General features: G+C 64.4%; 19 protein-coding genes and 1 pseudogene. 12 read left to right on the top strand and 8 right to left on the bottom strand.

Going from position 1 to position 19,423, the window contains the following annotated elements; all coding sequences use genetic code 11:
- Positions 1-122: 122 nt before the first annotated feature.
- On the top strand, positions 123-722 hold the full coding sequence (locus C444_RS14470) for a DUF5789 family protein (RefSeq protein ID WP_004593719.1): 600 nt from the start codon (positions 123-125) through the stop codon (positions 720-722).
- 73 nt (positions 723-795) lie between these two features.
- Positions 796-1,308 carry a hypothetical protein gene (locus tag C444_RS14465; RefSeq protein WP_004593717.1) on the top strand — a complete coding sequence of 171 codons (513 nt, stop codon included), beginning with the start codon at positions 796-798 and terminating at the stop codon, positions 1,306-1,308.
- A gap of 7 nt (positions 1,309-1,315) precedes the next feature.
- Here C444_RS14465 and C444_RS14460 read toward each other — a convergent pair whose 3' ends face one another.
- The 3 genes from C444_RS14460 to C444_RS14450 all read right to left on the bottom strand — a co-directional run bounded on the left by C444_RS14460 (position 1,316) and on the right by C444_RS14450 (position 4,083).
- On the bottom strand, positions 1,316-1,963 hold the full coding sequence (locus C444_RS14460; RefSeq protein ID WP_004593715.1) for an ArsR/SmtB family transcription factor: 648 nt from the start codon (positions 1,961-1,963) through the stop codon (positions 1,316-1,318).
- Positions 1,964-2,034: 71 nt separating this feature from the next.
- A complete protein-coding gene (locus C444_RS14455) occupies positions 2,035-3,342 on the bottom strand; it encodes a hypothetical protein (protein WP_004593713.1) in 1,308 nt (435 codons plus the stop codon).
- 96 nt (positions 3,343-3,438) lie between these two features.
- Positions 3,439-4,083, bottom strand: coding sequence for a DUF1405 domain-containing protein (locus tag C444_RS14450; protein WP_004593712.1), 645 nt, complete (start codon positions 4,081-4,083; stop codon positions 3,439-3,441).
- A gap of 148 nt (positions 4,084-4,231) precedes the next feature.
- Between C444_RS14450 and C444_RS14445 the strand changes: the two genes are divergently transcribed.
- The 4 genes from C444_RS14445 (at position 4,232) to C444_RS14430 (ending at position 7,660) form a co-directional block, all read left to right on the top strand.
- Positions 4,232-4,597 (top strand): DUF5802 family protein, encoded by a 366-nt coding sequence (locus C444_RS14445; protein ID WP_004593710.1) that lies wholly within the window; start codon positions 4,232-4,234, stop codon positions 4,595-4,597.
- A gap of 49 nt (positions 4,598-4,646) precedes the next feature.
- Positions 4,647-5,540 (top strand): Vms1/Ankzf1 family peptidyl-tRNA hydrolase, encoded by an 894-nt coding sequence (locus C444_RS14440; RefSeq protein WP_004593708.1) that lies wholly within the window; start codon positions 4,647-4,649, stop codon positions 5,538-5,540.
- Positions 5,541-5,615: 75 nt separating this feature from the next.
- Complete coding sequence (locus C444_RS14435; RefSeq protein ID WP_004593707.1) at positions 5,616-6,626, top strand: DUF1611 domain-containing protein; 1,011 nt, start codon at positions 5,616-5,618, stop codon at positions 6,624-6,626.
- Entirely contained in the window at positions 6,623-7,660 is a 1,038-nt protein-coding gene (locus C444_RS14430) for a dipeptide epimerase (protein WP_004593706.1), read from the top strand. Before C444_RS14435 ends, C444_RS14430 begins: the two co-directional genes overlap by 4 nt.
- Positions 7,661-7,703: 43 nt before the next feature.
- On the opposite strand, the gene C444_RS14425 is transcribed toward C444_RS14430, so the two are convergent.
- The 4 genes from C444_RS14425 to C444_RS14410 form a co-directional block, all read right to left on the bottom strand.
- Positions 7,704-8,177 carry a peroxiredoxin gene (locus C444_RS14425; RefSeq protein ID WP_004593705.1) on the bottom strand — a complete coding sequence of 158 codons (474 nt, stop codon included), beginning with the start codon at positions 8,175-8,177 and terminating at the stop codon, positions 7,704-7,706.
- Positions 8,178-8,258: 81 nt separating this feature from the next.
- The gene (locus C444_RS14420; RefSeq protein WP_004593704.1) at positions 8,259-10,205 is read right to left on the bottom strand and encodes a hypothetical protein; all 1,947 of its coding nucleotides are present in this window, start codon (positions 10,203-10,205) and stop codon (positions 8,259-8,261) included.
- A gap of 68 nt (positions 10,206-10,273) precedes the next feature.
- Entirely contained in the window at positions 10,274-10,786 is a 513-nt protein-coding gene (locus C444_RS14415) for a gamma carbonic anhydrase family protein (protein WP_004593703.1), read from the bottom strand.
- Between the two features lie 111 nt (positions 10,787-10,897).
- Positions 10,898-11,329, bottom strand: coding sequence for a universal stress protein (locus tag C444_RS14410; RefSeq protein ID WP_004593702.1), 432 nt, complete (start codon positions 11,327-11,329; stop codon positions 10,898-10,900).
- A gap of 181 nt (positions 11,330-11,510) precedes the next feature.
- On the opposite strand from C444_RS14410, the gene C444_RS14405 reads away from it, so the two are divergent.
- The 5 genes from C444_RS14405 to C444_RS14385 all read left to right on the top strand — a co-directional run bounded on the left by C444_RS14405 (position 11,511) and on the right by C444_RS14385 (position 18,183).
- On the top strand, positions 11,511-12,077 hold the full coding sequence (locus C444_RS14405; RefSeq protein WP_004593701.1) for an HTH domain-containing protein: 567 nt from the start codon (positions 11,511-11,513) through the stop codon (positions 12,075-12,077).
- 58 nt (positions 12,078-12,135) lie between these two features.
- Positions 12,136-14,064 (top strand): threonine--tRNA ligase, encoded by a 1,929-nt coding sequence (gene thrS / locus C444_RS14400; protein ID WP_004593700.1) that lies wholly within the window; start codon positions 12,136-12,138, stop codon positions 14,062-14,064.
- Positions 14,065-14,159: 95 nt separating this feature from the next.
- On the top strand, positions 14,160-15,200 hold the full coding sequence (locus C444_RS14395) for a hypothetical protein (RefSeq protein ID WP_004593699.1): 1,041 nt from the start codon (positions 14,160-14,162) through the stop codon (positions 15,198-15,200).
- Between the two features lie 49 nt (positions 15,201-15,249).
- Positions 15,250-16,152: a diacylglycerol/lipid kinase family protein gene (locus tag C444_RS14390; protein WP_004593698.1), complete on the top strand. Its 903-nt coding sequence runs from the start codon at positions 15,250-15,252 to the stop codon at positions 16,150-16,152.
- 102 nt (positions 16,153-16,254) lie between these two features.
- Complete coding sequence (locus C444_RS14385) at positions 16,255-18,183, top strand: SLC13 family permease (protein WP_004593697.1); 1,929 nt, start codon at positions 16,255-16,257, stop codon at positions 18,181-18,183.
- Positions 18,184-18,201: 18 nt separating this feature from the next.
- On the opposite strand, the gene C444_RS14380 is transcribed toward C444_RS14385, so the two are convergent.
- Positions 18,202-19,044 (bottom strand): PspA/IM30 family protein, encoded by an 843-nt coding sequence (locus C444_RS14380; protein WP_004593696.1) that lies wholly within the window; start codon positions 19,042-19,044, stop codon positions 18,202-18,204.
- A 60-nt stretch (positions 19,045-19,104) separates the two neighbouring features.
- Between C444_RS14380 and C444_RS14375 the strand changes: the two are divergent.
- Positions 19,105-19,423: pseudogene (locus C444_RS14375) on the top strand (alpha/beta hydrolase); the annotation flags it as partial.

Raw genomic sequence — 19,423 nt, 5'->3', positions numbered from 1 at the left:
CCGCTACCCTCCCTGTGACACTCGCCTCCTATCTGGCAACCCTGAGAGAGCAGCGTTGCAACTGCAAACCACGGATGGTGTTGTCCCACAGTGTTATCCCACTAGATAGTCATCTAACAAGTATGGCAGACAACAAGAACGGCCGCGAAGCCCAAGCCCGAAACGAGGAGCGTCGCCAGCGGGAGCGCGCTATCGCTGAGGAGCTTGAGCGCGCAGACGAATCCGAGCCGCCGGTCGACCCAACGGAACTCGCGTACTTCGAGAGTGAACTCGAAACGCTCGAATTCCCGGCGACAGCGGCTGAGGTAGTCGCGACAGTCGGCGGCCACGAGATTGAGTCTGTCGACGGGACGTACACCGTTGTGGACCTCTTGCCCGATGCAGAGGTCGAGTCTTTTGACTCGCCAGCAGAAGTCCGAACGCGAGTCCAGCGACCGACGATAGCGGGGGCGATGAAACGGGTCGTGGAGGCCGCCGGCGAGCACCAGAGCGCGACTTTCGGCACCTCACAGCGAGACGGTTACGAGCGGACCTTCCGGGAGCTACGGACCATCGATGCGGATGACGACGATGAAGGGATCGAAGTGATCGCTGACTGGATTATCGAGCGCATCCACGAGAAAGAGACGCTTCCCGGGTCCCGCGACGTGCGCCGGCGGGCGGCGGAGTTCTGCCGCTCGAACGGCTACTCGGTTCGCAACGACGAGTGGCTCGGTATCTGAGCGACACACCACCGTCTCCCTGACTGTCGGTGGACCCCACAAGGACCATACTGTTCGCGGTCCCACACTCTTTATGTCCGAACGAACCGAGGAACGGACCCGCGACGCGGACGCGAAATCGGGCAGTGACCTCGGAATCGATGTTGGCACGACCGAGTCGGTCGAGACGGATGTTGCTGTCGGGGAATCGCGCGATGCGACGTCGTCTGGCACCGAAACGTCCACGACAGACAGCCGCAGCTACTTTTCACTGCGGGCGCTGCTGTTCGCCTTCGGCGCGGTCGGCGGCGGAATGGTGCTCGGCGGGCTGATACCGCTCGTTCCGTTCACCGAACTGGTCGGCATACTGCTTGGCGGATTCGTCTACGGACTGCTCGCGAGCGAGCGTCGATACGCCGAACTGGGGCTGGCGGGCGGTGTCAGCGGCGGTGCGACGGCCGTTCTGTCTCTCCTCCCACAGCTCGCCGCGGGGCTGAACGGAACCAGACTGTTCGCCATCGCCGGCGCTGTCGGTTTGGTACTCGCGGTCGTGGGGCACTACTTCGGGCGTGACCTCCGCAGCGGACTGACGAAGGATCTGGGCTGAACTGCCCTCAGACGATTTCCCACCCGTCGTCGGTTCGCTCGACCACCTCGTCGTCTTCGAGTCGGTGAAGCGCTTCCTCGACGATCTCCGGTGGGGCCTCTATTTCTCGGGCCAGTGCCGGTACCGTATCGATACCGTTTGCGAGTCCGCTGACTAGTTCTGCGTACAGCCGGCCATCGCCGTTCTCGAAGCCGGAGTCGATGCGGTCCCGCACGTCGGTCATACGGGCCTGCACCCACCGCTGGGCCAGCGACAGTTCGTTCTCTAGCTGCTGGAGATGCTCCAGTTCGCGTGCCAAGTCGTGAAAATTCCCGCCAGCTTCCTCTCCCACATCTATCGAGAGGTGGCGGCAGGAGGGCATCTCGAACTCGGGATTTGCCGGATAGGCGCTTTTCGTACCGAACTCGTAGGGAGAGACACGGACCTCCAGACGGAGGTTCCGGGCGATAGAGAAATACTTTCGGCGTTGGTCGTCCGTCCGGGAATCGATGAGTCCGGCGTCTTCGAGCTTCTGGAGGTGGTCGATGACCGCTTTCGGACTGACGCCGATGTATTCGCTGATCTCGGTGACGTAGCAGGGCTTGTGTGCGAGTAGTTTGAGAATCCGCCGGCGGTTGGCGTTTCCAAGGAGATTGAGTAACTCGGCGGAATCCATCGATACGTAGGTAGCGGGTCACGGTTCAAAAGCATGACTCTCGTCGGGCGGTTTACTGGCGCATTGCCTGGCTACGTTAGCTGGTCCATCCACGACACACTCTGTGAGCCGCTGTTCCCGTTCCCCTGGCCGCTTCCGCCATCACCGCTCTGTCCGCCACTGTTCCCTTGCCCACCACTATCTCCACCGTTATTCGCATTGTCGCTGCCACCGTCAGCATCGTCGGAACCATCACTGCCAGCGCTGTCGTCGGAGCCGTCAGTATCGTCACTGTCAGAATCGTCGCTAGAGTCATCGGCATCGTCGCTGCCAGACTTATTGTCGGAATCGCCGGCACTATCATTGCCAGAATTACTATCGGAATTGCCGGCATTATCGTTGCCAGAATTGTCCCCCGAGTCGTCGGTATTCTCACTGCCAGAACTGTTGTCCGAATCCGACGAATCGGCTGAATTGTCTTTTCCGTCGCTGTCAGAACCTTCCCCCGAATCGCTGCTGCCTTCCGCGGTATCGTCGCCGTTGTCGCGTTCATCCCCGGCTCCGTCGCTGTTACCCCTGTCGTTTCCCTCTCCCTGCGTTGTTCCGTTGGACTCGTCGGTTTCGTTTTCGCCGTCGTCAGGTCCATCGTCCGGTGGCCCCTGGTCGCTCTCGTTACGTTGCTGTCCCGGGGCATTAGGGGGTGGTCCCCGCTCGCTTTCGTTGGTACCCTCCCCAGACGTGTTGGCTGGTGGCCCCTGCTCGCTCCGGTTGACTCCGGCGTCGTCGGGCGGTCCTGTCTCATTCCGGGTGACGCCAGCGTTGTCCGGTGGTCCCTGCTCATCCGGGCCGGCAGTCTCTGGCGGTCCGGCGATGCCGCGAGCAATTGATGCGACCTGCTGGCCGGAAAGTTTGCTTGCGTTCTGTTTCAGTCGCTCCAGTGCAGTGTCGTTCACACCGGTCTGTTCGGCGGCCGTGTCGGTGTCGTTAATCGCGGTCTGTAGGCCCGCGATTTCCGCGGTGAGTCGGCTCTGCTGTGCCACGTAGGCCTGCTCACTGATGGTGCCGCTCTCGTATCGCTGTTCGAGCGTCGCGTTCCGCTCCTGTAGGCGTTCGAGTCGGCGTTCGAGCGAGCCGGCTCTGTCCGTGACTAGTTCGGCTCGTTCGGTTCCGTTTGACTGGTTGTATGCCGACCGCCACATCCCGTTCTCGACCGTATCGTTCGCGGCAGCGGAGTTCGACTGCAAGAACGCAGTGAGCTGCGCTCCCATCCCGCTGGCAGCGTCGTTCTGCGTGGCCACTGTCTCCGTCGCGGTCTCCTGTGCTGTCACAGCCGGGAGGCCGACAGCCACAGTGCCGACGATGACCAGCACGGTGAGGAGCGTGGCCTGGCGTTGGCTCATTCCTATCCCTACTTCTGCCCTCCCACATCAAAAAGAAACGCCTTCGTTCGTGTTGTTCACAGACTACTGAAACAACTGCAGATAGTCCAAGAGTGTTTAAGCTGCCTTTTGCGTCGGCTGCTCCACCGGAAGCAGCCACCAGGCCAGCACCACCGACAGCACCGAGAGTGCGACGGTAGCGAGCGGTAACACGAGTCCTGGGTCGTATCGCAACGGCGGATAATACCCGAAGCCGTAATCGAGCACGTCGTTACCGAGTGCCAGCACCAGCGCAGTCACGAGCGCGCCTTTCGTCGTCCGGGCGTAGTGCGGGACTAACAGCCCCTCAGCGACGAAGCCGAGGTGGGTGACGATGATGCCGAAATACGCCCACGGGGCCGGGAAGTAGGCGTCGAAGCCGATGTTTAACGCCACGACGGTCCACAGCCCCATCTTGACGAGCCAAACCAGCGCAATCGTGTGGAGATACGCCAGCGGCACCGTCAGCGGGACCTCGTCAAGCGACCTGCCAAGGAACGGTAAGAGCGTAGCTACTGAGAGCGTCATCAGGAACAGTGCCGCCGGCGAATCAGCGTACAGCGGCCAGAGAAACGTCGACACCTCGGGCATCGTTTCGACGTAGAACCGGACTCCGACGAGCATTGCGACGGCGTTGACGACCAGTAGCCACACGAGACTCGGCGTCTGTTCCAGATAGTACCGCGCGTATCGACGTGGCAACGGCCCTCGCTGCTCGCTCATAGGTCGATTCGGGGCCGGCCGTGGCAAAGCCCTGTCGGACGGAGGCCGGCATCGGGGTACCGGCCCCTGAGTCCGCGCTGTTTGCACGACGGCAAAAGGTTGCCGGCGAACACTTATGTATGTCAATGACACACATCCAGGTGCACCGATGTTCGAACAGTTTTCGCGCGGATACTACCTCGGCCGCCTCTACGTCGAACCGAGAGACGACGCGGCGGCCGCGATGTGTCGCGAGCAGCACGAGCGAGTGAACGAACAGTTGTACGCCTCCGGCGAGGGGGTCGAACGCACAGACTATCCGCTGGTAATGAAACTCGGCTCCCAGCACTTCGCCGTCCATGGGGACGAACAGGTCCCGGCGGACACACTCGTCGTTCCCGAAGCGATGCTCGAAGATGCCAACGTCCAGAACCCGCCCAGCCTCGAAGAGGTATTCCTGGCGAAGGCGGACCACGCCGCACAACTGCTCTCTATTTCAGAGGGGACGCCGACACTGCCCGACACCGCCGTCTGAGGGACGTCGGAAGTCACTTTTAAGCCTGTCCCCGTCTGCCATTCAGTCGATGCTTGACCGGTTGCTGGGACGGGCGTCGCTGAAAGAGCGGGTGGCCGAACTCGAAGAGGAGAACCATCACCTCGAACGACAGCTTGACGCCGAGAAGGAGCGCCGCGCCGACGCAGCGACCGAGCGCCAGCAGGCCGAGGCCGAGGTCAATCGGCTGGAGGACCGCGTCGCCGAGCTTCAGGACCGAGTCGAACGCCTGCAAAACGAGGAGGGTGAATCGACGTTCCGAGCCGAGGAGACGCTCAGCCGGGCGCGACTGAGTGAGGTTCTCGACCGGTTGGAATCCGTCGAGACAGAACCAGAGGGGGTCTTTACCGCCTACGTCGACGCGGAGCGCTCCCTGCCCAGCCCGGTTCGGGACGCGTTCGGTGACCGTGCGTCGCTGGTCGCCAGCGCCGCGCCGTGTCTGGCTGTGACGGATGACGCCGGCCTCCTGTCGGCATGTCTGTCCGTCCCCGCGCCGCCGTCCCCGTTCACCGGGTGGGCCGACACTGTCCAGCTGGAGCGGTCGTGGTTCGAACCGACCGGCGAGCACGTCGTCGCACTGGTTCGCTCAGACCTGTTCGCCATGGGCGAGTACGACGGCCGGGAGCGGACCGCCTTCCACGGGTTCGACTCGGAGCTGAAAAGCCAGCACTCGAAGGGCGGCTTCTCACAGAGCCGATTCGAGCGGCTCCGGGACCAACAGATCGACTCCCACCTCGACCGCTGTCGGGCCGCTATCGAGGAAGTGTCCCCCGACCGGCTGTACGTCGTCGGCGAAGGGTCAGTTATCCACGAGTTCGAGGACCTCGCGACGGCGACGAAGCCGGTCGACGCGACCGGGGAGCCCGACGCAGCGCTCGACGACGCCGTTCGGTCGCTGTGGACTGTCCGGTTGCGCGTGCCGTAGTCCGAGATCCGTTCATTCCAGCTCGGCCGGTGCCGGTTCCGTAGCTTTTTCGCGGGGCGGCGATTCTGTCCGGCTATGGCCGTTGCCATTTTAACACACGACGCTTTCCCCGACCGGGCCAAGACGGCCGTCGGGCTGTTGCGGTACGGTGACCGAACGGTGGAAGCACTTGTCGACCGTGAGCGGGCCGGCCAGCGCGTCCACGATTCGCTGCCGGACGTGCAGGACGCCCCAATCGTCGCGTCGATGGCCGACGCACCAGAGGTGGACACGCTCGTCATCGGCATCTCGCCTATCGGCGGCGAGTTCGACGAGTCATGGCGCGAGGACGTTCGCACGGCGCTTGAACGCGGCTGCGACGTGTACTCGGGACTGCATGACTTCCTGGCTGACGACAAGGAGTTCGCCCGCCTCGCCGAGGAACACGATGCCGAACTCCACGACCTCCGGAAGCCGCCCGAAGACCTGACCGTGGCAGCGGGAACGGCCGGCGACGTGGACGCGACGGTCGTCACGACTGTCGGCACTGACTGCTCGACGGGGAAGATGACCGCGTCGTTTGAGATCCGCGATGCGGCGCGGGAGCGCGGCCTCGATGCCGCCGTTGTTCCGACGGGTCAGACCGGTATCGCCATCACCGGCTGGGGCATCGTCATCGATCGCGTCATCGCCGACTACGCTGCCGGCGCAGTCGAGCGGCTGGTCGAAGAAGCGCAGGCGGCGGACCTCCTCGTCGTTGAGGGCCAGGGTGCGCTCGCCCATCCGGCCTATTCGGGCGTGACGACGAGCATCCTCCACGGGTCGGTCCCGGATGCGCTCGTCATGTGCCACGAGGCCGGCCGCGAGGCCATCCACGGCTACGAGTCCTTCGATATCCCGCCCCTCCCCGAGTACGTCGACATCTACGAGCGTCTGGCCGCGCCCATCTCGGACGCCTCTGTCGTTGCGGGCATGTTGAACACGCGCCACCTCGACGACGGTGCGGCCGCGGATGCTGTTGCGGAGTACAGCGACGCTCTGGACGCACCAGCGACTGACCCGGTCCGCCACGGCGTCCCCGACGAGATCTTGGACGCCATTCTATGAACTGGACCGTCGACCGCTACGACCTGCCGCTGTCGAATCCGTTCGGCATCTCCCGAGAGACAAGTGAGACCAGCGAGACGGTTATCGTGGAACTCACACACGAGGGAACTACCGGTATCGGGGCTGTCACGCCGTCGGCGTACTACGACGAGAGCGCGCAGTCGGTGGCTGAAACGCTGCCCGCGCTCTGTGAGACCGTCGGTCGCATCGGCGACCCACATGCCCAGCAGCGCATCGAGCGGGACCTCGCCGAGCAAGCACCTGACCAGCCCGCCGCACGGATGGCGCTCTCTATCGCCGTCCACGACCTCGCCGCCCGGCAGTTGGACCTGCCGCTATACCGTCAGTGGGGACTCGACCCTGACGCTGTCCCGCCGACCACCTACACGGTCGGCATCGACTCGGCTGAGCGGATGGCCGAGAAAGTGAGGGAGGCGGTCGACAACGGCTTCGGCCACCTGAAAGTCAAACTCGGGACTGAGGACGACCGGGCGCGATTCGATGCGGTCCGAGACGCGGCCCCTGACGCCGAGCTACGCGTCGACGCCAACGCCGCCTGGACTGCACAGGAGGCTATTGAGAATGCGGACTGGCTTACCGACGCTGGCGTGACGATGCTGGAACAGCCGGTCGCGGCCGACGATATCGACGGCCTCCGCCGCGTGACCGACGCGACCGACATCCCCGTCGCGGCCGACGAGTCCTGCGTCACCGCGTCGAACGTGCCGCGGGTCGCTGACGCCTGTGATATCGTCAACGCCAAGCTCGTCAAATGCGGCGGCCTCCGGCCTGCAACCCGACTGCTCAACGCTGCCGACGCCCATGGTCTTGAGTTGATGCTTGGATGTATGGTCGAGTCCAACGCCAGCATCGCCGCGGCGGTCCATCTCGCGCCGCTGGTCGACTACGTCGACCTCGACGGGGCGCTCTTGCTGGAAGCAGACCCCTACGCCGGCGTACCGCTCGACGGTGACGTGTTCGACCTCACTGCAGTGTCGGCCGGCACCGGCGTTCGGCGGACGACAAACGCGTAACTACGAGGTTGTAGAATAAAAACCAGATTCGGCCGGTGACCGCTTACGCCGATTTGACGGCGTCCAGCAGCTCCTCGTAGTCCGGCTCGTTGGTCGGGTCGTCGGCGACCCAGCTGTAGGCGACTTCGCCATCGTTGTCGACGACAAACACGGCGCGGTTTGCGACGCCGAGCAGCCCGAGGTCTTCGATGTCAATTTCGAGGTCGTAGTCCTGAATCGCCGACCGGCCCATGTCGCTGACCAGATCGAACTCCAGCCCGTGCTCGTCGCGGAAGGAGTTCAGCGAGAACGCCGAGTCGGCGCTGACGCCGAGGACCGTCGCGCCGGCGTCGTGGAAGTCCGCGAGGTGCTCCTGCAGGGCCACCATCTCGTTGGAACATGGCGGCGTAAACGCGCCCGGGAAGAACGCGAGCACGACCGGTCCGTCGCCCAGGTGGTCGCTCAGTTCGAAGGCCTCTACCTCACCGTTCGCGATTGTCGCCGAGATGTCCGGCGCTGTGTCGCCTGTGGATACCATCACCCGAATATAACGGCGTCATCCGAATAAATACCCGCCATCCGGCAGAGGACTCCCGGCGGGCTAGCAGGAGCCGACCGCTTACAGCCACTCCGCGAAGGAATGGTGTTCGCGGCTCGCCGCGATGTAATCCCGCTGCATCGACTCGATGGCTGTCGAGAGGTCGTCGCCCGAATCGAGGGATTGTCGAACCCGGTCGATCTTCCAGTCGCTCGGGGTCATGCCGGCTTCGTAGCGGGCTTCAATCGGGCCAAGATACTCGTCGATGCGAGCCTCGGGCACGCCCTGCTCGGCCAGCCCCAGACGGGCGTACTGGAAAACCTCGTCGTAAATCTCCTCGTGATCGGCCGTCCGCTCGCCCTCGGCCGTCACCCATGATAGGTCCGCGTCGGAGCCGTCCTGTGCGGCGCTGTAGAAACTCTGCCTGGCCTCCTGCCACGGCAGTTCCGCGGCGGGGTGGTCGGCGACGACCAGCCCGCGAATGAGGCCGACCGTCAGCGCCTGCAGCCCGATCATGTCCTTGGCGTGAGGCTGGGTCGGGAGCGGGCGGTACTCGATACGGAGCGACCGCTCGGTGCTGGCTCCCTCGACCGGGGTTCCGCCGGCGACACAGCGGAGCCAGCGCCAGTAGGTCCCGCGCTTGTGGTCGAACTCCCAGAACTCGTCTTCGAACGCCGCCCGGTCATCGTCGTGCAAGAACTCCCGGAGGAACGGCGCGAACAGGTCGTCGTCGACGACGCGGCCGACAATGTCTGTCGTGTCGTCGAGGTCCCGTGGGACCCGGACCTTCGGGTTCTCACTGGTATTGACCGACTGCTCGAAAGCCGCGATGCGGAGTTCGTGGTGGGTGTTCGCACAGAGCCACTCGCCGTCGGTATCGCCATACATATCCGCCGGGAGGAACGGCGAGTTCACCGACAGCGCAAGCAGCGGCCCGAGCGTCCGGATCGCGGCGTTGTAGTACTCGGGGAACGCCCCGGCGTCCGGAATCTGGAGGTGCGGCTGGATCGAGGTGGCCAGCGACTCGAACAGAATCGTCGGGAACGACCCGGTGTACCCCGGTACGTCGAAGTCGATGCTGCCACCGGCGTGGTCGAGCGCCTCGTTGTCCAGCGCCACGTATCTGGGGGCCTGCCGCATGTTGTCCGCGAGGACGACGCCGTCGTTCGTCTCGTGTGCCGAGAGATACTGCTCGCTGCCCTCCTCGGGCGGAATGGTCCACATCGCGTCGAGGACGAGTTCGCAGTTGTGCTTGCTCGCCTGCTGGCGGGCCTGTTTCGTCTGCATCTCCACCGCCGTCGTCTGGACCTCCATTCCAGTCTGGTCGAAACTGTTCGGCTCGGTGTTGACCTCGGCGTTGTGCAGGCCCAGTTCCTTGTTGGCCTCGCCCTCGAACACCACGTCCGGGAGGCGGGTCAGCCGCCCCTCCCAGTCCTCGGGGGCCATGTAGGGCTCGTCGTCCGGCTCGTCCTCGACCGACGACTCGACGGCCGGCTCGGTCTCTTCCTCGGGCGTCTCCGGTTCGTCCTCGGCCAGCGGGCTGTCCGGGTCGATGTCGAGTGACGGCCCCTCTCCGGGACCGAATGAATCTTCGGGCTCGTCAGCGGCTTCGCCAGCGTTCTGGTCCAGTGACTCACCGCCGGCGGGTTCCAGAGGGTCGCCCTCGTCTGGTTCCAGCGACGACCCGTCGCCGTTTGGCTCCAGCGATGCGCTACCGCCACCTTCTGGCTCCGCCGGCGCGTCGAGTGAGCCGCTCCAAGCCGCTCCGTCCGATCCGCTCAGGTCGTCGTCGAGGTCCTCTTCGGTGACTCCCTCGTCGTCTGTTTCCTCGTCTGGTTCGGGTGGGTCCGGCTCCGCGTTGATAGCGTACAGCTCGATCTCCAGACCGACGGAGAACGCCTCGTTGTCGAACTCCCCGGCCTCGATGGCTCTCCGGAGCTGCATCGCCTGTTCGTCGACCCGCTCAGTGAACTCAGCGGCAGTGTCGTCGGCGAGCGACCGGGTCACCAGGTCGACGATATCGTCCATGCTCGGTACTGTGTGGGCTCTTCCACTATAAGTGACCCGTCGTTCGTTTACAGAACTGCTACCGGGCGTTACTCGAACAGGTCCTCGTGGCGGGCCGCGAGGTTGGCGTAATCGCCGGAGCTGAACGCCTCGAACACCTCGTTGGGGTCGATTGTTGTCTCGGACAGTGGCGTCACCGTGGCGGGGCTCCCACGGACGAATGACTCCGCAGGCACCTCGTAGCCCGGCGGGACGACCGTTCCCATCGCGACGATGGAACCCTCGCCGATGGTGGCGTCGCTGACCGTCGAATTGAACCCGACGAGCGCCCCGTCCTTGACTGCTGCATCGTTGAGAACGGCCCCGTGGCCGACCATCACCTTCTCGCCGACGGTCGAGGCGTGGACGATGGCCCCGTCACCGATGGCCGATTCGCGGCCCACTTCGACGGGGGCCACGTCGCCGCGCAACACGACACCGGGCCAGACGTTCGCGTTCGGGCCGACAGTGACATCACCCACCAGCGTCGCCTCGCGGCTGACGTGAGCGTATCCGTGGATGTCAGGTGTGGCTCCTTCGAAGGCGTACTCTCGGCTGTCCATACTGCTACCATCGTGTCGGCGGCTCGAAAAGATACCGGTCAGAAGGGGGTGCTACCGGTCGTACAGCCGCTGTCGTGTCCGTCCTCACTGCAACCGCAAGCGACATCCGAGCTATTCGATGTGGACCACGAGGACAGGAACGGGCGCGCTCTGGACGACACGTTCCGTGACGCTGCCGAGGTTGGCGACCCGGTCCCGTCCGGTTCGGCCGTGAGTCCCCATTACGATGAGGTCGATGCCTTCCTCCTCGGCGTAGTCGGTGATCGTCTTGTGGGGAATCCCTTCTTCCATGGTCGTGACGACCTCGACACCGGACTCCTCGCCGCTGACTACGATGTCGTCGAGCGCGACGTCCCCCTCTTCCTCCAGTGACTGACGTACTTCGTCCTGATTGGCCTTGTCGGCCGCGAGGTACAGCCGTTTGTCCACGACGTACAGCCCGTGGAGGGTCGCGTCGTTGTCGCGCGCGATTGAGGTGGCGTGTGCGAGCGTCTCCGTCGTTCCCGAACTGCCGTCTGTGGCTACGAGCACCGAGTCGTACATATGCGGCTTCCCATGCGAACTGTGCCCACATAGTACTCCCTATCACCCTGACGCAATCCGTGGCTGTCCAACCGACGGTGTACCGTTTGATTCAGTTTCCGTCGTTCAGCGTATAACTGTTCTAACCATTATTTGTCAACAGGAATACTTTTGCCAGTTGCTGCCCATTAATTTCTATACGATGCAGGGGAGCACGCAGCCAGACGGCACACGGGCAGAACTGTACGTTCGTTCACTACTGCCCGACGGGCACACGCAGCAACAGGCTGCGGTCATCGACCGGCTTCAGGGGCTGTTGGACGCTGATGTTCTGTCAGATATCACCGTTCAGGTCATCGGTCGGCAGATACCGTCCACGCCAGCGGAGGCACGGACCGAGCTCGGGCTATTCGCACTCAACCGAGTCAGCGTCTTTCAGGAATGGGCAAAACGCAACGGCTGTTCACTCGACCCCGCGTTTCAGGTTCGGTCGGTGAATTCGGAAATAACGGGAGAGCAGTATCGGTCGCTCGTGTTTCCGATCCAACTATTAGCCGAGTATGATGGATCGAAGCTCAGGTGCGTGACGCCACACACGACCGACGGAGAGACAGTCACTGTCACGGATCGGCTTACCATGCTCGAAGGTGAGGAAGAACTGGCGCTCTCATCGCTGGAACGGGCAAGCGCAGCACGGCCACCGGCCCAGTCTGACCTGCCGGCGGCCGACACTATCGACGAGGATTCGGACCCGCCGTTGCCAGAGTAACGCCAGCGTCGCCCGCGTCTCAATACACTTATCCCCGGCCGCCGTCGTATCCTCGGATATGAGTACGGTCACGGTCACGCTGCCCGACGGGACCCCACTAGAGGTCGAACGCGGCAGCACGGTCGAGGATGTCGCCTACGAAATCGGGCCAGGGCTGGGTGACGACACGGTCGCCGGCGTCGTCGACGGCGAACTTGTCGATAAACACGCGCCGTTGACAGCCGACGTCGAGCTCGAAATCGTCACCGAGAGCAGTGACGAGTATCTCGACGTGCTTCGTCACTCGGCTGCCCACGTCTTCGCGCAGGCCCTACAGCGCCTCTATCCCGATGCCAAGCTCACAATCGGGCCGTGGACCGACAACGGGTTCTACTACGACATCACCGGCGTCGACATCGATGAGGACGACCTCGAAGCCATCGAAGCCGAAGCCGAGGAGATCATCGAGGAAGACCTCGACATCGAGCGCGAACTCGTCGACCGCGACGACGCCTTCGAACGGTACGAGGACAATCAGTTCAAACAGGACATCCTCGAAACCGAGGCCGCGGACGACGAGGAAGTCTCTTTCTACACGCAGGGCGAGTTCGAGGACCTCTGTCAGGGCCCCCACGTCGAATCGACCGGCGAAATCGGCGGCTTCGCACTGCTCGAAATCTCCGCGGCCTTCTGGCGCGGCGAGGAGGACAACGAGACGCTGACCCGCGTGTACGGAACCGCCTTCCCGACAGAGGACGCGCTTGACGAGTTTCTCGAACAGCGCCGCAAGGCCGAGGAACGGGACCACCGCAAGATCGGCCAGGAGATGGACCTGTTCTCCATCGACGAGACGACCGGGCCGGGCCTGCCGCTGTACGAGCCCAACGGCAAGAAGATCCTCAACGAACTCTCGGAGTACGTCGCCGGCCTCAACCGCGACGCGGGCTACGACGAGGTCGAGACGCCCCACGTCTTCCGCACCGAACTCTGGAAGAAGTCGGGCCACTACGAGAACTACGTCGACGACATGTTCCTGCTGGATGTCAACGACGAGGAGTACGGCCTGAAGCCGATGAACTGCCCGGGCCACGCCACCATCTTCGAGCAGAACTCCTGGAGCTACCGTGACCTGCCGGTGCGGTACTTCGAGGACGGGAAGGTGTACCGGAAAGAGCAGCGCGGCGAGCTCTCCGGACTCTCCCGGACCTGGGCCTTCACTATCGACGACGGCCACCTGTTCGTCCGCCCGGACCAGATCGAGGAGGAGGTGCTGGCGACGGTCGATATCATCCTCGACACGCTGGACACGTTCAATCTCGACTACACCGTCCAGTTCGCCACCCGGCCGGAGAAGTCCGTCGGCGGCGACGAAATCTGGGAGAAAGCCGAATCCCAGCTCGAAGCCGTCCTCGACGAGCAGGACATCGACTACGTGATCGAGGAGGGCGACGGCGCGTTCTACGGCCCGAAGATCGACTTCGCCTTCGAGGACGCACTGGGACGGCACTGGGACGGGCCGACTGTTCAGCTGGACTTCAACATGCCCGAGCGGTTCGACCTCTCCTACACCGGTGAGGACAACGAGGAGCACCGCCCGGTGATGATCCACCGCGCGCTGTACGGCTCCTACGAGCGGTTCTTCATGGTACTCACCGAGCACTACAACGGGAAGTTCCCGCCGTGGCTCGCCCCCGAACAGATCCGCCTGCTTCCGGTCAGCGACGACAACATCGCCTACTGCGAGGAGATTCAGGACGAACTCGACGACTTCCGTGTCACTATCGAGGACCGCTCCTGGACCGTCGGCAAGAAGATTCAGCAGGCCCACGACGACCGCGTCCCCTACATGTGTGTCATCGGCGACAACGAGGAGGAAGCCGGCACCATCTCGGTCAGGGACCGCAAGGAGCGCGAGGAGAAGGACATCGACATCGCCGAGTTCCGCGACCATCTCGAAACCGAAGTCGAGCAACAGCGAACCGCTGTGACGTTCCTCGCCGGCCGGTAGTCGCCGCCCATCCGACTGATTCTCGCCGGTGTCGCGCCGACGACCGCGCGAGTGCTGGGCTCGCGCTTTTATGTTCGGCGGGTGAGCCGACGTGTATGACCTCTGACAGCGAGGAGTCGAGTGACACCATGCGGGAGCGCGCCGCCGGTGACACGCGACTCCTCTGGTTCCTCCTGGATGCCGACCGCTGGCTCGTCACCGCCATCCTCTCGGGCATCCTGTTCTGTGGGGTCCTCGCAGTCGGGCTCCTCCACCCCACCCCGGCCCTGACGCTGCTGACCCGCGGCGACCCCGTCGAAACGCTGTTCCAGGCGCTGATTACGGGCACCATAACCGCCGTTACGCTGGTCCTGACGCTGAGCCAACTCGTCCTGTCACAGGAACTCGGCGCGGTTGGCGACCAGCGCGAGCGGATGGACGGGTCGATGCAGTTCCGGGCCGATGTGGCCGACGCCGTCGACACGCCCGTCAGTCCCGCGGAGCCCTCGGCGTTCCTCCGGTCGCTGGTCCGCGGGACCGCCGAACGGGCCGAAACGGTTCAGGCCGCTGTCGACAAGACGGCACTCGATGACGACCTGACCGAGCTGCTCACGCAGTATCTCGAAGACGTGAGAACGAACGCCGACAGCGTCACCGACCAACTGGAAGGCCGCAGCTTCGGTGAGTTCGACGTCGTCAAGGCCGCGCTGAACTACAACTACTCTTGGAAGCTGTACGTCGGTCGCCGCATCCGGGAGGCCTACGCCGACGAACTCACTGACGATATCGACGACTCGCTCGCGGAACTCGTCGAGACACTCGAGCTGTTCGGCCCGGCCCGGGAACACTTCAAGACGCTGTACTTCCAGTGGGAGCTGTCGGACCTCTCCCGGACGCTGCTGTACGTCGCGATTCCGGCGCTTACCGTCGCAGTCACGTCGCTGTTGTTCCTCGACGCGCGGGACATCGTCGGCGTCACGGCCGGCGTCCCCGACGTACTGTGGATCATGGCGGCGACGACGACGGCGTCCGTGCTTCCGTTCACTGTCCTGCTGTCGTACATCCTCCGCATCGTCACGATAACCAAACGAACGCTCGCTATCGGTCCCTTCATCCTCCGCGAGACGGACCGGAGCGTCGACGTCGACTGGGAGTGACGACGTCACACCACCACGGTATAAGTGCCGGTCCGGACTCGCTAGTACCATGCAAATTGGCTCGCGTCGGTGCATCCTCAACCCCGTCAGCGGCGACGGCGAGCACGCCGACTACGTCCCGCGGCTGATGGAGGCCCGCGGGTTCGAGGTGTACGAGACCGAAGCGGCCGGCGACGCGGTCGAACTCGGCCGCGAAGCTGGCAGGGCCGAGGCATCTGAAATCGCTGTCTGTGGCGGTGACGGGACGGTGAACGAGGTCGTCCGTGGGCTCGACGACGCTGGCCACCTCGACTCGGTGACGCTGAGCGTCATCCCGGCCGGAACGGCGAACCTTCTGGCCGGAAATATCGGTGTCAGGGATATCGAACACGGCGTCGAAATCGCCGACACCGGAGAGACGCGACCGGTCGATGTGGGTGTCGCCGGTGACGAACCGTTTCTGGTCTCCTGTATCGCCGGCCTCCCCGCCGACGCCAGCGTCTCGACGCCGGGCGATCTCAAGGAGCGGTTCGGCACGCTGGCGTTTCTGCTCACCGGCGCACAGGAGGCGCTCCGTTTCGACGGGCTCGACATCACTATCGCGGCTGTCGGCGAAGACGGGCCGTTCACCTGGTCCGGCGAGGCCACCTGTCTGCTGGTGGGCAACGCCCGCAAGTTCGTTGCCGAGGGCGGGCAGGCAAACATGGAAGACGGGCTGCTCGATGTGGCCATCGTCGAACAGATGCCCGCGGGCAACCTCGTCGCGGAGGCCATCGGACAGCGGCTGCTGGCGCTTGACACCGACGGCGTGACCCACGTTCGGGCGGACGAGATTACCGTCGACGGTCACGACGAGGCAATCACGTTCAGCCGGGACGGCGAACTCAGTACGCACGAGACGCTGTCGCTGTCGGTGCGTGAGACCGCACTGACACTCCGGGTCGGCCCGGGGTACGAGCCGGACCCGACGTAACGAGACGGACGACCCGCGGGCGGCGGTGAGCGAAGCGTCCGCTCGCGAAACCCCCAGACGGCGTCCCGGACGTTTTTATCACCGACCGCCGAGTGGAGTGGTATGCCCTCGCTCTCGATGGGCGCGCTCGTGGTCTTCGCGCTCGTCGCCGCCGCGCTGACGCTGTTTGTCACCGAATGGCTCCCGCCGGACATGACGGCTGTCGCCGTCCTCGTCGCTCTGGTCGTGCTGGAACCGTACACCGGCGTCCCGGCACGGACAGCCATCGACGGGTTCGCCAGCCCGGCGGTGGTCACTATCGTCGCGATGTACATTCTCAGCGCCGGCGTCGAATCGGCTGGCGTCGTCGACTGGCTGGCCGGGCGACTCGCAGTGCTGACGGGGGGAGACGAACGGCGTCTGTTGACCGCCATCGTCGGCACGACGGGCGTCAGCGCGGGCTTTGTCAACAACACGCCGGTGGTCGCGGTGTTCATCCCGCTGGTCACCGGGCTCTCGGAACGATACGGTATTTCGCCGTCGAACCTGCTGCTACCGCTCTCTTTTGCCGCGATGCTCGGCGGGACGCTCACACTGGTCGGCACGGCGACGAACCTGCTCGCGAGCGACCTCTCGGCGCAGTTGCTCGGCCGGCCGTTCTCGATGTTCACGCTGACGCCCGTCGGCATCGTCGTCCTCGCTGTCGGCGTGGGCTACCTGCTGACGGTCGGGCGGGCGCTCGTTCCCGAACGAGTCCACCCCGCAGCCGACTTCACTGAGGAGTTCGAAATGGACCGCCACCTGGCGCAGCTACGGGTTCGTGAGGCGTCCCCGCTGGTCGGCCTGACAGTGCGAGAAGCGCTTGAGGGCAGCGTTCCAGACGACACAGTCGAGGCGGTCGTAGACGCGGTCGATGTGGGGGAGTCACTGCCGACCGAAGCCACCGTCGAACAGGTCCTCGCCGTGAGTGGCCCGCTCGATCTCGACGTGCTCCAGATCGACCGCAACGGCGAGTCGTTCTTCGCGACGGCCACCGACCGCCCGCTCGAACCCGGCGACGTGCTGACTGTCCGTGGGAACCGCCAGGCCGTCAACCGACTCGCTCAAACGCTCAACCTGCGAGACCTCGCCCGTGAATCCGTTACGGCGGACCTGCTGGCGGAGAGCGGGCATCCGGGCGTCCTCGCGGAGGCCGTCATCGACAGGGAGTCGCGGCTCCGCGGCCGAACGCTCGCCGACGTGCAACTCCGCAGTCGGTTCGATGTGACGGTCCTCGCCGTCCGCCGCGGCGACGAGATCATCCGCGAGAATCTCTCGGCAGTCGAACTGTCCGCGGGCGACCTGCTCTTGCTCCAGACGCCCCTCGACGAGGTGGGCCATCTTCAGGATGAGGGCTATCTGACCCTAACTGAGGGGCCTCCGGAGCTGTTCGACACGCTCGACGGCGGCCCACCCTCCCTCGACGCCGCTGCGGCGGTCCCGCTCGCGACCCTGCTCGCCGTCATCGCGCTCGCGGCGCTGGACCTGCTGCCCATCTACATCGCCGCGCTGGGCGGCGTCGTCGCCACGGTCGCCACCGGTACGCTGAGCGCGTCGAAAGCCTACGACGCGGTGAGCTGGAACGTCGTGTTCCTGCTTGCCGGCCTGCTCCCGCTGGGGCAGGCGATGCAGGCCACCGGCGGAGCCGCGTTCGTCGGCGCGCTCCTCGTCGACGCCGCCGGCGTCCTCTCGCCGCTCGCACTGCTGGCGCTGGTGTACCTTCTGACGGCTGTCCTCGCCAGCATCATCACCCCGCCCGCGACCGTCGTGTTGATGATCCCGATTGCCGTCGCCACCGCCGCCGAGATCGGCGTCTCCGGGTTCCCGTTCCTCGTTGTCGTGACGTTCGCGGTCGCGACGGCCTTCCTGACACCCATCGGGTACCAGACGAACCTGATGGTCTATGGCCCCGGCGGCTATCGCTTCACCGACTTCGCACGCGTCGGCGGACCGCTACAGCTGCTTCTGTGTGTCGTAACGACGCTCTCGGTGTCGGTCGTCTGGCCGCTGTAAAGTCCCGCGCCGCCGGCGTTACTGCTCGTCCTCTTTCAGTTCGTCCAGCTCCGACTCGACTTCGCTCTCGTCGACATCGACCTGCGTACTCTCGTCGGCGAGTTCCTGTTCAAGTTCGGCCTCGGAGACGTCCGCGTCGCTCGACCCGCTATCCCCGTCCTCGGCTTTCCCCATCTCGGCTTTCAGCGTGTCGAGTTCGGCGTCGACCGAACCTTTCTGTCGGACTTCTTCAAGTTCCCGCTCCAGTGAACTCTCGTCCGATATCTGACTTTCGAGGACGCCGTCCTCGCGGAGTTCGTCCATCGCTTGCGAGCGGGCCTCCATGTCCTCGGTGCGTTCCTCCGCACGCTCGATAGCCTGGTTGATGTCCTGCATCTCGTCGCCCGCGCCGGTCATCGCCTCGTTGACGCGTGCCGACGCCTTGGCGGCCTCGTGGCGAGCCTTCATCGTTTCCTTCTTCGTCCGGAACTGCTCGATCTGTTTCTGGAGTTCGTCTTTCTGCTCGACCAGTTGGTCCTGCTGGTTCTGCAAGTCCTGTATCTGGCCTTCCAGGTCCTCGATCTGGCTCATCTTCTGCTTTTTCTTTTCCAGCGCCTGGCGAGCGAGGTCCTCGCGGTCCTGCTCGACGGCCTGGCGCGCCTGTTCGTTGTGCTTCTCGACGTTCTCTTCGAGGCGGCGCTTCTGAATTTCCAGTCGCTTCTTCTGGGTCGTCAGGTCCGCGATGCCCTGCTTGACGTCCTGCAGTTCGTCACGCAACTGCTCGTAGCTGTAGTCGAGGGTCTCTGTCGGGTCCTCCGCTCGGTTCAGGACGGCGTTGAGTTTCGAGCGGATGACGTACGACGCGCGCGAGAGGATTCCCATGTATGCGCATTGGTCCCTCCAACCTTAAATTTCTTACAGAGGGATGGCGAGTGAACACGTATGACTACCGTCGGGATACCGGGCGGGCGAGATGTCACCGCATCGCTCGACCGGCCGGCATCGGACACTGTCGTCGTCGCGTGCCCGCCGCATCCGCAGTACGGCGGTAAGCGGTCGGACACGCGCCTGAACGCGGTCAGTGATGCGTTGGCCCCCGATATCGGTTGTCTCCGCTTCGACTACGGCGCGTGGGACGAGGGCCGTGGCGAGCGGGCCGACGCCGAGAACGCGCTGGCGTGGGCCGACGAGAAGTACGACGCAGTCGGCCTGTTTGGCTACAGTTTTGGTGCGGCTGTGGCACTGTGTGCGGCCGCAGAGG

It is taken from the genome of Haloarcula japonica DSM 6131, assembly GCF_000336635.1.
Lineage (GTDB): Archaea > Halobacteriota > Halobacteria > Halobacteriales > Haloarculaceae > Haloarcula > Haloarcula japonica.
This window is presented reverse-complemented; position numbering and strand designations above follow the sequence as displayed.

What these genes read in the sequence shown, in the direction of transcription:
- C444_RS14410 (WP_004593702.1), bottom strand. Translation starts at nt 11,329, where the DNA reads ATGTACGACTCGGTGCTCGTAGCCACAGACGGCAGTTCGGGAACGACG.
- C444_RS14435 (WP_004593707.1), top strand. Translation starts at nt 5,616, where the DNA reads ATGGCCGTTGCCATTTTAACACACGACGCTTTCCCCGACCGGGCCAAG.
- C444_RS14395 (WP_004593699.1), top strand. Translation starts at nt 14,160, where the DNA reads ATGACCTCTGACAGCGAGGAGTCGAGTGACACCATGCGGGAGCGCGCC.
- C444_RS14445 (WP_004593710.1), top strand. Translation starts at nt 4,232, where the DNA reads ATGTTCGAACAGTTTTCGCGCGGATACTACCTCGGCCGCCTCTACGTC.
- C444_RS14430 (WP_004593706.1), top strand. Translation starts at nt 6,623, where the DNA reads ATGAACTGGACCGTCGACCGCTACGACCTGCCGCTGTCGAATCCGTTC.
- C444_RS14385 (WP_004593697.1), top strand. Translation starts at nt 16,255, where the DNA reads ATGCCCTCGCTCTCGATGGGCGCGCTCGTGGTCTTCGCGCTCGTCGCC.
- C444_RS14425 (WP_004593705.1), bottom strand. Translation starts at nt 8,177, where the DNA reads ATGGTATCCACAGGCGACACAGCGCCGGACATCTCGGCGACAATCGCG.
- C444_RS14450 (WP_004593712.1), bottom strand. Translation starts at nt 4,083, where the DNA reads ATGAGCGAGCAGCGAGGGCCGTTGCCACGTCGATACGCGCGGTACTAT.
- thrS (WP_004593700.1), top strand. Translation starts at nt 12,136, where the DNA reads ATGAGTACGGTCACGGTCACGCTGCCCGACGGGACCCCACTAGAGGTC.
- C444_RS14415 (WP_004593703.1), bottom strand. Translation starts at nt 10,786, where the DNA reads ATGGACAGCCGAGAGTACGCCTTCGAAGGAGCCACACCTGACATCCAC.
- C444_RS14390 (WP_004593698.1), top strand. Translation starts at nt 15,250, where the DNA reads ATGCAAATTGGCTCGCGTCGGTGCATCCTCAACCCCGTCAGCGGCGAC.
- C444_RS14465 (WP_004593717.1), top strand. Translation starts at nt 796, where the DNA reads ATGTCCGAACGAACCGAGGAACGGACCCGCGACGCGGACGCGAAATCG.
- C444_RS14380 (WP_004593696.1), bottom strand. Translation starts at nt 19,044, where the DNA reads ATGGGAATCCTCTCGCGCGCGTCGTACGTCATCCGCTCGAAACTCAAC.
- C444_RS14470 (WP_004593719.1), top strand. Translation starts at nt 123, where the DNA reads ATGGCAGACAACAAGAACGGCCGCGAAGCCCAAGCCCGAAACGAGGAG.
- C444_RS14460 (WP_004593715.1), bottom strand. Translation starts at nt 1,963, where the DNA reads ATGGATTCCGCCGAGTTACTCAATCTCCTTGGAAACGCCAACCGCCGG.
- C444_RS14440 (WP_004593708.1), top strand. Translation starts at nt 4,647, where the DNA reads ATGCTTGACCGGTTGCTGGGACGGGCGTCGCTGAAAGAGCGGGTGGCC.
- C444_RS14455 (WP_004593713.1), bottom strand. Translation starts at nt 3,342, where the DNA reads ATGAGCCAACGCCAGGCCACGCTCCTCACCGTGCTGGTCATCGTCGGC.
- C444_RS14405 (WP_004593701.1), top strand. Translation starts at nt 11,511, where the DNA reads ATGCAGGGGAGCACGCAGCCAGACGGCACACGGGCAGAACTGTACGTT.
- C444_RS14420 (WP_004593704.1), bottom strand. Translation starts at nt 10,205, where the DNA reads ATGGACGATATCGTCGACCTGGTGACCCGGTCGCTCGCCGACGACACT.